The following is a 13,217-nucleotide window of genomic DNA, read 5'->3' on the forward strand; positions in this document are numbered from 1 at the left end:
CACACGTTATTTCATTTTGCGTCTTTTTCGTGAGAACTCATCGGATGAGCCACAATCATAATGGACCTTCAAATCAACAATTTGGTCATCGACTACCTTAAATGATCTAATCGCTGAATAGGTATCGATTTCCGTTAAAAACACTCTATCATCGATAAACGAAAAGTAGTATGGGACTCCCTTTAACTCGAGTAAGCTATAAACATCCTCATAACTATTCAATAATTGATTTAAATCTTTCACTCTTACCAATCTAGGCTTTATATCCCCGTTTCCATTCTGGTATACACTAAGGTAGAAATAAGAACCTATTTTTGCAATGTCATTCATTCCTTGGAGTTCGAATGGAACTATATATTCACCGATTAAATCAAAAGACAAATCTGATGATTTTGCAACTGTAATTTTGCCCGGACCAGACACGAAATAAATGTTTCCATCTATTAGACTTAGTGCCCTTACATAAGCTGTTCCTAAATAGTCTAGCCTAACTACTTTCTCTACAATAATGTCTTTTCCATCATTCTTTAAAACGAAAGCCTCTTGCGTTGAAGCTGATATACCGTAGAATCGCTTGTGAACACTATCATAAATAACCTTATTAGGTTGACCACCAATATCCCCGATTTGTTGTGTTTCGTTGAAAGCATTCCCCATCTTCCGTAAAACTTTTATTCTATCATTTTTCGTATCTTCAACCAGATAAACCTGACCGTCACTTGCGATAGAATGAGGTATACTAAAGTAACCGTTCATTGTTTTCCAGTCCTTGATGGGGTCAAGTAGATTGTCATTATAAATAACACGATGGTGCCAACAATCAACAATGAAGTACTGGTTATCGATTTTATTAATATACGTTGGTGTATACAACTTTTCTGTATACTTCAATAAATCAGTAGGATTGGACTCTTCCTGCGAGCTAACGTTAACGTAACTCATATATGAATTTATTACTTCCTCCGTGTTCCCTATCATTCTTACCTTACCTCTTTCTAACCAAACAACACGGGTACATATTTCTCGAATTTGCTCAATGGTATGAGATACTAATATGACCGTCGCTCCACCATTTATTAATTCTCGCATTCTCTTGGAGCTTTTATGTTGAAACTTAGCATCACCAACCGATAAAATCTCATCGACGATCAATACATCCGGCTTAACAAGAGTCGCAATTGAAAACGCCAATCTCGCTGTCATTCCTGAGGAAAAATTTCGGATTGGAACATCCATAAATTCATGCAATTCAGAAAAATCAACGATCTCATCATACTTTTCAGTTAAATATTTCTTGGAATACCCAAGCACAGCACCGTTAAGAAAAATATTTTCTCTTGCCGTCAGGTCAATATCAAAGCCGGCACCCAGTTCCAGTAACGGAGCAATATTCCCACTTACTTTCGCATTACCTTCTGTTGGTGTTAAAATACCTGAAATAATTTTTAGCAGAGTACTCTTACCCGCACCGTTACCGCCAATAATACCTACGACTTCACCTTTTTGTATCGTAAAAGAAACCTCATTTAATGCAACAAATTCTTTGTATACAATTTGACCTGTTATTTTCTTAACAACAAATTCCTTGAGACTCATAATTCGATCATTCGCCATGCGAAATTTCATAGACACGTTATTTAGCTCAATCAAAATGAATCCTTCTCCTTACAAATTAAGAATAAATTTACTTTGATTTCGTTTGAATACAACTACACCAATTGAAAGCGATATTATTGCAAATAGTGCACAGAACAACCAAGCTTTAGGATCTGGAATGCCTTGGTGTAGTACTATAAAACGGATAAATCTAATAAAATGATACATCGGATTAAATTTCATGATAGTCATCATATAAGCCGGGAGAATGCTCTCCGGATAAAAAATAGGTGTGAGATAAGTCCATATCGTTAATACTATGCTATACAAAAATTGTGTGTCGCGAAAGAAAACCATTAACGAAGACAAAAATAGAGAAACACCCAGTATAAACACAAACATACAAGCTACTCCATACAATATAGCTAAGTGAGAAAAAGTAATATCCATTCCAGTTGCAATAATCACCACGTAAAGAGCAACGAGGGATAATAAAAAGTTAACGCCAGTTGATAATACACGAGAAAACGGATAAATGTATTTGGGAATGTACACTTTGTTTATTAGCGAAGCATTTTGAATAATGCAAGTCATAGATTGCGTTGTAGCTTCCGACATATAATTGAACATAACTATGCCGCTGAGTAAGTATACCGCATAGTTTGGAATATCAAAGCGGAATAAAGTAGAGAATACCAAATATTGTACAACCATGATAAGAAGTGGATTTAACAGGCTCCATAATATACCCAACACAGATCTTCGATATTTTGTCTTAAAATCTCTTTTTACCAATTGAGAGAGAAGAAAACCGTATTTGCTTTGCACAGCAATTGCTTTTTTTATCATGGATGAACCCCGCATCTTCTGTTAGTTCTTGTATAAAAATAAACTTATGCATCAAAAAATGACATATTTGTTACTGCAACTTATAAGCCCCACGAACAAGCACAATCAATCCCTTAGCCTGCTTAGGATCCGCCTCAACGCCGCGTCCTCCTCGAGGGAACAATATCAGGTGGTTGGCAGCAACAGCCTTACCTGGAGCAATATCCAGACCATCAGTCATATCAGAAAGGCCATTCGCATCTGTACTATAGGCAATCGCTTTACCCGAGCGTACAATCAGCTCTCCACCATCTTCAACAATTACTTTACTGCCCCAAGGCACAGTAACAACTTCTAACTTAGTAGACGATCCTGAGCCACCTGAACCTAGCTTATCCAACTCTTCCTTAACTAGCTTCGCCACAATTTGATCAACGTAGCTCTTAGTTACAATCGGATCATCGACATTCCCCGGGGATGATGAACTGTCTGCCTCTACCGATTGATACCAACCTAGACCACCTATAACAATAACCAACACTATAATTGCAGAAATCCTCAGGAAATTTGATTTCATATTCCCATCTCCCTCACATTGATTTTGTCGTTTCTTTTTGATCCCAGAAGAGAGGATGCATACTACATTTCCGACGAATTACCCGTGGAAGGGCATGATGGATGAGTCCCATCCGATATCCCAAGTACTTTATTGCTGACTCTGCAACCCACCTAGGCAGCCATCGCCACATCCGTGGTTTAATCAACCGACTAAGTTGAGTTTTCATCAGACGTGCTCCTTCACCTTCTGCAGGGGTATACTCTAGTATCCATTTATTCATCCTAATAGATCCGCCAATATCGAAGTATCGAGTGAAGGTTTGCTTTAATGTGTAGTTATGCGAGTGATAGACTTGTGCGTCTGCAGCATAGGCTACTGTATAACCAGCTAGTATGCATTTAGCAGCTATAATCATATCTTCACTGACAACGATCGGAGATGGGAATCCCCCTACCTTGTGGAAGGTTGCACTCCTAATTGCTGAACAAACATTAGTAAAGAAAAATGTTTTGATCCCCAATCGTTTCACATCGGCAAGGCTTTTTCTCATCGGGTCCGGCGGATAGTTGAATTCTTTATTCATTCTTTCAAGAACATTGGTATCCGCAACTGAGACTTGCCTTCCGTATGCAGCTACAACATCAGTATCTTCAAATGGCTGTATCATGTTTTGCAAATATTGCTCATTCGCTGGTATTGCATCCTGAGTAATGAATGTAAACACATCACCCGTCGCATGTGATGCCGCATAATTTCGTGTACCCCCGTGGTCAAATGATCTACGATCAACTGAAAGCACAGTAGCACCCAGTGTACGTGCAATATCAGCAGTCTGATCATCCGACGTTGAATCGACAACGATGATCTCATACGGTTTTACCGTTTGTTTCTTTAATCTTTCTATCAGTCTCTTAATGTACGGTTCAGCATTGAGGGTGGGTATAATGACTGAAATACGAATGTTTGTTCACCTCCCAATGAAAATTACCAGTAACTAATAATCAATTGCCCTGTTGTTCTTGCACTTTACTAGCAGCCTCACGAACAACATCACTAACAGCGAACCTATTGAGCAAAGTAATCGTATCCGGAAGGTCAATGATCTTCTGCTCATAAGATTTCATCGTTTCATGGAGATCAATGATATGTTTGGCTACAACCTCTTGATCCGATGATCCCGCAGCTTGAAGTACTATCCATTTGTTTAATAGTTCGCTAGCTGCAATGTTATAGAGAGATTGATCAAACGGATATCTCTTAATATCATTTAACAAGATATCCATGGCCTTATCACGTTCGCCAAGACTTGCGGTTATAGAATATCCCATCTCAACAGCTGGACGATAATTAGGCTCATATTTATTAAGCTTGATCAGATACTCATTCGCAGTATCTAGATACTTCTTATCTTGTGTCTGAGAATAAGCATCATAATTCAAAGCCGTCAGCTGATGAAGCAGCACGGGATTCTTCTTATCTTGTGACAACCCGTCCTTGAGCGTCTGAACGATGATATCAAACGAGACATTTTTCCTCATATCACTCTCTGATTGCTTCATTTTATTGATGGAATTGAGATGCTTACTCGAAGGAATGGCAATGACCATTATAATTGCCACAACAATAGCACAAGCTCCCCACTTGATCTTGACTCTAGCTTGTTTGCTCAGTGAACTCCCTAACGGTTGACGTTGTGTTCCTGCCATAACCCCTAAGCATAGGAAGACAAGCACCATATACAAAATATAGCTCATCTCGAAGTCAATTAAGGAATGAACTAGAGTTGTCATCGGAACGATAAAATAAAAGATTAGCTTATTACGTTCTGTCTCATTCGCCTTCCGATAGTAACGAATATAAACGAATGTAATTACTGCGATAAATCCAAAATAGACTATAATCCCCAGTAAACCTACATCGATTAATAATTGAGTTAAATATCCATGAGTTTGTGCACTCTGATAGGAATAACTCTGATGCTGCTCATATACAGCTTCCCATGTGCCAGCTCCACTACCTATGATCGGACTACCCTTCCAAATTTCGATAGCATCCTTATACATCGTTAATCGCTCGTACACGGAGTGCGTCTGAAAGTTAACATCCTCAACACGAGTCCGTATAATCGCTGGGAGTAGCTGTGTGATCCAATCACTAGTAATTGCAATTGCACCAATGATGAATACACAAATCAACGAGATCGGTACTACTCTATCGATCCATACTGATGTTATTTTCTCAACTCTACTTGTAATACGTGGTTCAACGTACTTCACGATTAAATATAAAAATATTGCCATGATGATTGAAACACCTATTATGTATAGCCAAGACGTTATCGCTGGGGAAGAGAAGACGGACTTCGTATCAAAAGCAACTTGTTCTGCCCTAGCCTGTTGAATACGCTCAAACACTTTCGTTCCCGCTTGTTCTAGGTGAGTATAGATCAACAAGGATAATCCCATTCCCACGACAGAATACACAATAATCAACACTTGTTGCTTGAACTTAAACATGAGCAATGTCACTATCGCTACGACAGGCAGTACAATTAAAGCACCACGAGACAACGTGAGCAAGAATGACACAAGAACAGGCACAAGCATGAATCCATGTAACATACGGAACCATTTGTTAGGGGATCTAATGATCTCAACTAGCATAACGATCCACATGGTCAGGAGCAGCACCGCATAAGCATTCGCATATTGGAATATCGATGTGATCCTTATTCCATCGATGAAAGACAGCGAGTCTAACAGATACGCATTACCCAATAGGTTTTGAAAACCATAGATAACGACAATATACCCGAAGATTAAGTACATCTTTGGAAAATGAATAATAAGACGATCATATTGAATGAAGAATGTTCCTGCAATAAAGAAGATTACGACCATCAAGCTTATTAACACGCCGTACTGTGCTAGAAAAGGTGACTCCGCATTAAAACTACTTATCACATATACGATACACATCAAAGATGCAATGGCTGCAAAAACCATTCTACGCTCTAGTTGGAACTGCTTATGAAACATATGAATTCCGATCCATACAACAACAGCAGTTGTAAGAAAGAGACTATAAATAATTGGCTTCTCATAAATCAGGTTCACTCCAGCTGAGTGCAAACCAATGCCTTGAAATATTCCATTATTGTTTCTTGCGATCAAGAATAGTATCCCAATCATCACCCAAGCAAACCATTCCATTGCACTAACGGTATTCTGCTTCCTCAACTGTGACACTCCTCATCAATATGCGCCAGCGCCTTTAATCACTACAGGTATCGTTTTAAACAAGATCTTCATTTCAAGTGAAATACTCCAATGTTCAATATAATAGATGTCTAAATCTATCCATTGCTCAAAATCAAGATCACTCCGGCCGCTTACTTGCCATAATCCTGTCATCCCTGGGAGTACATCCATCCTACGCCAGTGATAATCTGAATACTTCTGTACTTCGTCTGGCAGAGGAGGTCTAGGTCCTATTAGGCTCATATCCCCTTTCAGAACGTTCCATAGCTGCGGGAGCTCATCTAAGGAGTACTTTCTAATGAAACGGCCTATCGGCGTTACTCTAGGGTCATTACGCAGCTTAAAGACCGGTCCTGTCATCTCATTCTCATTTATCAAAGTTTTTTTGGTAGCTTCCGCGTCATTAAACATAGATCGGAATTTCACCATCTGGAATGGAAGTCCATTTTTTCCCAATCGCTGTTGCTTATAGAAGACAGCACCTTGAGAGCCCATTCTAATTAGACAAGCTAACACGAGAAATAACGGTGATAAGACAAAGAGCAATGTGAGGCTCCCACCTATATCTGCTAAACGCTTCAGAAAGACATTTAATCCTCTTAGCGGTGTTTTCACGATTTGAAGACAGGGATACTCAAGATCATTCCGGAATGCAAATACAGTTGACATCCGATCAAACATTTCTGGGATGATTCGAATATCCACATCATACTTGTAAACGGTGTGAAGCATCGACTCAATGATATGCTTCTCAGAAGGAATAGTGATGTAGATTGTATCTACTCTTGTTTCTTGTAATATTCGTTCGAGATCGATTATCTTACCCACCGTGTCTTCGTCTGCTTTATAATCATCCAAATATCCAATAAAATGGTTTTTTTTCGAGCTCGAATTAATGACTTTATCATACACATCGATGCCCACTTTGCCCGCACCTACGATGAGAACATTGTTTCGTAACGTACCTCTATGATACAAATACTTCATCGTGAGTCGTTTTGCCGCTAGCCACATCACGGTTTGAATGAGTATCGCAATTACGAATAGCACCAAAGTTACCCTTGAGTAGAGGAAAGTCGTTTTTAGTAGGAATGTAATTCCTAACGTAATTAGAAATGCGAATATGATAGAACGAAAGTTAAACATGTACTCTTCCAGTATTGATCGATCAGCTTTACTAGAGAATAATTGATTCTGAACAAGTGTAAAGGCATGTAAAATAAGAAATATCCCTAGAAACAAGGCATAATCATTAAAGACAGTGATATGCCGAGCCCATTCTATAGGATTGTATCGATTTACATCTGGAAAATCGGATACAACTCTAACTGCCATGAGAACATAGAAAGTAAGAACAAACCCTAAGTATTCTGCAAGTAGGATTGTTCTTCGAACGATTATTGTAATTTTATCAGCACTTGCCCGTTGTTTTGCAATCGAACCTACACTTATGGTCTGATCTTGATAGTGTTGAGGTCGATTAATAGAATCGCTTAAATTCATTCCTTAATTCCCCAATTTTATAATAGTAATATCAACTAGTTTAACATACTTCGCCTTGTTACGTGTCACTTAATCTGGAAGTTCCTCTATTTAAGTCGAAAGGGTTGAGCAGTATACCACCTGCTCAACCCCAGTTGCTAAATCTCTTATTTCAACTTTCTATCCACAAGCCACGATATTTTCTCGGATGCAATCAAAGTCTTATACCCTGGTTGTATCTGATGATAAATATTCAAATCAAAATCCCTTAACATATCGATTAAGAAAACAAGTTGATCATCGTTCCATGGTGATAAAGTCAACGTATGATCCCCTATCAGAAGATTAGTATTCTCAGACCCCGCTGTAGGTGTGCTTGTCGTTGGAAGTGACAATTCTCTGGAGAACGCTACTTTCCGATTCTCATCTTTAATCTCTATAACAATTTTATGGTCCTTCATACTCGCTTTGTTCAGTAAATCCTGCGAAAGTGAATAATCAAACTCAAGTGTGATTTCCGATTTATCAAATCTGATTTGTGTCCCTACACGTTTAATGGATAACTCAAATGGTTTAAGATCAATTTTTTGCAAGCCTACTTGCGGCTGTTTTATTGCCGGTAGCAGGAAAGAGTAAGGATCCGTATATCCGATAAGGTTTTCTGTTGTTGCACCTGCTTCAGAAGGATTAGAAGTCGTCTCAGTTACCGCTTTACCCACAACAAGATTCATACCGCTAACGTCTGTATCCTTTGGTATTGTAGCCGAAACATATACAATTCCTGCGCCGCCAGGAGATAGTTTCTCAGTAACATTTTCGAAAGTTGCTGGAAATACAGTCCCGTCAGCTTTCTGGAAGTATCCTGCAAGAGTTTTAAGCACAGCTTGGCGTTTTTCTTGATTTTCTACCGATAGTTGCGCTACTAATACATTCGCACTCACTCCAGTATAGATCATTTGATTACGCACTTTCACTTCAGAGCGATATCCAACATCCTCAATCTTGAATCCTACATCGGATTTGATTTTTTGAACAGCATCAAATTTCCCTTTTGTAGTGAACTCAACGAGATTAAGCATCTCCTCATTAGTGCCCGATGACTCTTTCTGCTGCACTACAAGATTTAGTTTTGAGATATCAAAAGTATACGGAACCCTACTGACCAATTGTATATTAGCAGAGGCTCCAGGCTGAAGAGATATTACTTTATTATTATTCGTGCTAGTAGCGGTTTTTTCAATGGATTCATTGAAAACATACTTCCCACTCAATGCAGGCATTGGAAGTGAAGTCGTTCCTTTGTTAGCAATGGTCAGATTAGAAATAACAAGATCATCATCCTCGATTGGTAATCGATTCATCGAATTTAATTTAATATTATATATGCCCTTAGAGGTTGAAAATGTATAGTACTTACCTGTAACCTCACCAGAATCAACTTGCGCTTTAGGCAGTTCAAATACAGCTAATGGTTGCTTATCTTTACCTTCATTAATTGAATTGACTACGGCCAGCTTCCAGCCATTCTCTTCTACCTTAATCGGTATTGAAGTCGTTAACTGAAACTCTTTCTCGGTTAAAGGGTCCAGTGTTGCTCCTTTAATATCTTTTACACTCAATGGATACATTAGGTTTTCTTTTGTAAGAACGAACAGTTGATAATCAGGTAATGTAATTGTACGGTTACCATCGTTTCTAATCATGAGTTTAATTTCCGGCCGGTAGTAGCTCTCACTCTTACCAATTGTCGCTTGTTTAACAATAAATGAAGCTTTAGTATCTCCTGCAACAACCATCCTACCACTATTGGAAGGTGTTACAGTGCTGTATTTAACAGGAACAGATAAAGCGCCTAGTACTTTTGTATAAGATGCTACTGAAAAGTCCCATTTGATTACTTTAACAATTAAATCTGTTGCTTTAATTGTACTACCCAATGTTCCTATAAAGTCGATATTCACTGTAGATTTAGCTGGTATTTTACTAACCTTAGTGTCGGCCAACTGTATGTTAAGTTTAGTTCCTGACTTGGTATACAGATTAACCCAATAATCTAAAAAATTTAACTCAGAGTTACTGTTATTCTTAATTGATAAGGTCAGTGAAACGATTTGATTACTGCTGGATGGAAGAACGATTAAGTTATTGACGCTAGCAGTAACACCTTCCTTAAGCGTTACGTTTCCTAGTGAAACTGGTTCAAGGATTTTGATAGGCGCTGATTTGCTTACAGTATCTTGCGCATAGATCGTTGCTTGCATAGTGCCCATTATCACACTTATAGATAATATAAGTGTTAACAACTTCCTTCTTCTATTCAATGCATTCATCCTCCTGCGTTGGGTTTATCTACTATATTAACGTTGTAAACACCCAGTAAGTTGCGCCTTAAGGAGTGTATAACGCAAAAAAAGGCTGTCGGGATAAACCCGACAGCCTTTTTCGCAACTAACTATTGGTTATTAGTAAACCAAAGTGCTAGCTGTTTTACCGTTAGGAGCATTAGCAGTTAATAGGAACTCAGAAACACCAGCACCAATAGTAACTTGGTTAGTGAGTGGGTTCACTGTAACTGTACCGCCTTTAACGTTAGTGATGGAGTAAGTGATACCAATCAATGCATCGTATTTCTTGATGTTAGTACCTTTGTACTCGATACCGTAGTTGTCTACGACTTTAAGATCCATAAGATCATAAGCATCGAATGTACCTGCAGATTTATCGGCATCGCCGTTACCAGCAGAGATTGATGCTACATCAACTGTATCAGCTTTAACTGTTACAGTTCCAGAAACATAAACGATTTCGCCTTTAGCGCTGTAAACTGTTGCGTTAACAGATGCAGCACCTGCTTTATTACCCAATACATAGTAAGTTGCACTAGAAACGGATGCATCTAATTCGCTGTTAACTTTTCCTTCTTTACCTGTTTTAACAGCTACACCGTTAGAAACAGTTAGGTTTTGAATCAGATTGCCCGGGAATGCAACGTCAGTACCAGAGGAATCTTTAACAGCAACGTTAACTGTTTTGTGCAGATTGCTAGTAATTACTGTGTCTGCATACAGATCCGAAACTTCGGAGTAAGCATAAAGATTACCAAGATCTTTAAGAGCATAAGTCAGATCAACCTTAGTTGGGTCGATCGATTGGATTGATTGAGAAACTGCTTTAATAACTGTATCGTTTGCAGTCACTCCTGGTACAGCCAATTTAATCAATTCTGCTTTGAATTGAACTTCACCGAAATGATTTGGTTTTGTGTCGAAAGTAAAGCCTTTGTTAAATTCAGAGCCTTCAGTTTCACCATAGATCAAAGTGCTATCTGCAGGAAGACCAAGTGCAGGAATTTGAGCTTTAGTGCCTTTACCTTTAAGAACAGTGTTAGAACCACTTGTCAATGTTACATAAGTAACTTTAACATTGTGACCAGCAAGGTTGTTGAATTCTTCGCCGTATTGGTCTTTAACAAGAACTTTAAAGTCTGCATCTGCACCAAGAACAGCTTTCGGAGCAGCAGAATCAACCACATCTAGTGTTTCTGGAACACGTTTGTCTTGAATAGTGATTTGCATTGTTTTGTAATCTTGTGCATCGATTTGAGTGATGCTTGCGCTAACGAAGATTACTTGTTTCGCCAATGCTGCAGCAGAAACACCAGAGATTTTGATCGAACCTTTGTTAGGTCCTGATTTCACAAACTCAAATCCATTAATAGGACCACTTGCAAGCGGAACGATTCTATCAACGTTTGTTTGATCAACAAGCTCGTCTTTTGTCAGTTGGTTGCCATCAACATCATAACCAATAACAGGGATGAAGAAGTTTTTAGCAGTGTCGCCTTGAGCAACAACTTTATCAAAGTCGCCGAAAGCTAATTTAGTAGCAACTTTACCATTGCCTACATTGATTGTTTGAGTAGCGGAAGTACCACCAGCGTAAACAGTCAAAGTATAAGCAGAGGATTTCGCTTCTTTACCACTCAATGTGATTTTAGTTTCATACTCATCATCATTGTTGTAATCATCTGTTTTAGCAGTCAATTTGTTTGGTTGTGGAGTAATGAACTCGTTCCAGTTAATTGCAGTGCTAAGAGATTGATCTTTAGTTACAGGGTTGCCGTATTGGTCAAACAGACTTACTGGAACAGTAGCGATTTCACCTGCGTTAGACAGGCTAGTTTTTGTTCCGTCATACTTAACAGCACCAAGCTCCATTTTAGTAACGAAAGGTGCGTTACCAACTTTGAAGGATTTAGTAGCAGTTAAACGAGTGTCGTTGAAATAAACAGTTACAGGAATTTGGCTTTGGTTTTGGTAAATACCAGATACGTTAGTATCCATTACAATCACCAAGTGACCATCGTCGCTCTTAGTTACTCTTTCGTTCATACCAGCATAGCCAGTGAACACGGAGTAGTTAGAAGCAGCGTAAGAAGCTAATTCGCCGTATTGGTTTTTAGCAGCTACTTTAACTTTAGCTTTTGCAGTATAAGCGATTTCAGCTACGGAAGAAACGAATTCGATAGTTGAAACTACTTCTTTAGCACCAGTAAATTTAGCGTTGTCTACAGCAACTTCATCAGCAGCAAGACCGCTCAAAGTTACTGTGTATTCACCCTCGGAGATTTTAACATCTTTAAGAGGAAGAGTTGCAACTTTTTTATCTTCGGACCATTTAACAGTACCAAGAGTTACAGCTACAGAACCCTTTTTCAAAGACAATTTAGCTTTTTCAACGTCAACTGCTTTGTCCAAAGTAACTGTTACTTGTTGAACACCAGTAGCTTTAGCTTCTTTAACGGAAACTTTCGCAGGTACTAGTGTAGCAGCATACAGTGGGTAGCCAACGTCAATTGTTTGACCGCGAGTTGCATTAGCTTTGTAGTTTAAGCCAGTAGCGATCAAGCCTTTGTCAAGAGCAGCTTGGATGTAAGGACCAGCCCAGTCAGAAGCGCCTTCGATCTTAGCGTCTTTAACTGGTTCTACTTTAGCGATTTGTACAGCAACTTTGATAACTTCTTCAATAGTTACTTTGTCAGCTGGTTTGAATTTGCCGTTATAGCCTTCAACCAGACCTGCTTTAGCAGCAGCTTCGATTGCACCGTACCACCATTGTTTAGCAGTTACGTCAGTGAAGCTGTTACCAGTTTTCTCAGCAGGCAAGCCTGCAAGAGCGATTGCGATTGTAGCGAACTCAGCACGAGTCAAGTTGTCAGCCAACTTAGCATCGCCGTCCGGATTCCCTTTCAAAACACCAGCTTTAACCAATTGATCGTATTTCTCTTGCGTAGTTGGCGCAGCAGTTTCAGCCGCGGAAGCCATGGAAGCGAATAAACCGAATACCAAGGCGATAGATAGTAACAAAGATAAACTTTTCTTCATAACCTTTTTTTCTCCTCCTCGAGAATGTATCTGTTTTGTTTGTGTGTGATAATTATAGCTCGAATCTCTCATCTGTATTTCACCCCCTTCCTTGAGTAGAGCATTGTC

Annotated in this window: 8 protein-coding genes; all 8 read right to left on the minus strand. The window is 39.0% G+C overall.

Annotated features, from left to right (window positions below; all coding sequences use genetic code 11):
* Positions 1–6 precede the first annotated feature (6 nt).
* A complete protein-coding gene (locus tag M1K58_RS12280) occupies positions 7–1,650 on the minus strand; it encodes an ATP-binding cassette domain-containing protein (RefSeq protein WP_256759155.1) in 1,644 nt (547 codons plus the stop codon).
* Between the two features lie 15 nt (positions 1,651–1,665).
* Positions 1,666–2,445: an ABC transporter permease gene (locus M1K58_RS12285; RefSeq protein WP_256759156.1), complete on the minus strand. Its 780-nt coding sequence runs from the start codon at positions 2,443–2,445 to the stop codon at positions 1,666–1,668.
* Between the two features lie 70 nt (positions 2,446–2,515).
* Positions 2,516–3,001 carry a hypothetical protein gene (locus tag M1K58_RS12290; protein WP_256759157.1) on the minus strand — a complete coding sequence of 162 codons (486 nt, stop codon included), beginning with the start codon at positions 2,999–3,001 and terminating at the stop codon, positions 2,516–2,518.
* A 13-nt stretch (positions 3,002–3,014) separates the two neighbouring features.
* Positions 3,015–3,944: a glycosyltransferase family 2 protein gene (locus M1K58_RS12295; RefSeq protein ID WP_256759653.1), complete on the minus strand. Its 930-nt coding sequence runs from the start codon at positions 3,942–3,944 to the stop codon at positions 3,015–3,017.
* Positions 3,945–3,984: 40 nt separating this feature from the next.
* Positions 3,985–6,222 (minus strand): O-antigen ligase family protein, encoded by a 2,238-nt coding sequence (locus tag M1K58_RS12300; RefSeq protein WP_256759158.1) that lies wholly within the window; start codon positions 6,220–6,222, stop codon positions 3,985–3,987.
* 15 nt (positions 6,223–6,237) lie between these two features.
* Entirely contained in the window at positions 6,238–7,746 is a 1,509-nt protein-coding gene (locus M1K58_RS12305) for a sugar transferase (protein WP_256759159.1), read from the minus strand.
* Positions 7,747–7,892: 146 nt separating this feature from the next.
* On the minus strand, positions 7,893–10,046 hold the full coding sequence (locus M1K58_RS12310) for a hypothetical protein (RefSeq protein WP_256759160.1): 2,154 nt from the start codon (positions 10,044–10,046) through the stop codon (positions 7,893–7,895).
* A gap of 141 nt (positions 10,047–10,187) precedes the next feature.
* Positions 10,188–13,181: an S-layer homology domain-containing protein gene (locus M1K58_RS12315; protein WP_256759161.1), complete on the minus strand. Its 2,994-nt coding sequence runs from the start codon at positions 13,179–13,181 to the stop codon at positions 10,188–10,190.
* Positions 13,182–13,217 lie beyond the last annotated feature (36 nt).

The sequence above is a fragment of the Cohnella sp. WQ 127256 genome (genome assembly GCF_024519285.1).
GTDB lineage: Bacteria > Bacillota > Bacilli > Paenibacillales > Paenibacillaceae > Cohnella.

Coding starts and splice junctions, on each gene's coding strand:
- M1K58_RS12315 (WP_256759161.1), bottom strand. CDS start 13,181: ATGAGAGATTCGAGCTATAATTATCACACACAAACAAAACAGATACAT.
- M1K58_RS12290 (WP_256759157.1), bottom strand. CDS start 3,001: ATGAAATCAAATTTCCTGAGGATTTCTGCAATTATAGTGTTGGTTATT.
- M1K58_RS12305 (WP_256759159.1), bottom strand. CDS start 7,746: ATGAATTTAAGCGATTCTATTAATCGACCTCAACACTATCAAGATCAG.
- M1K58_RS12285 (WP_256759156.1), bottom strand. CDS start 2,445: ATGATAAAAAAAGCAATTGCTGTGCAAAGCAAATACGGTTTTCTTCTC.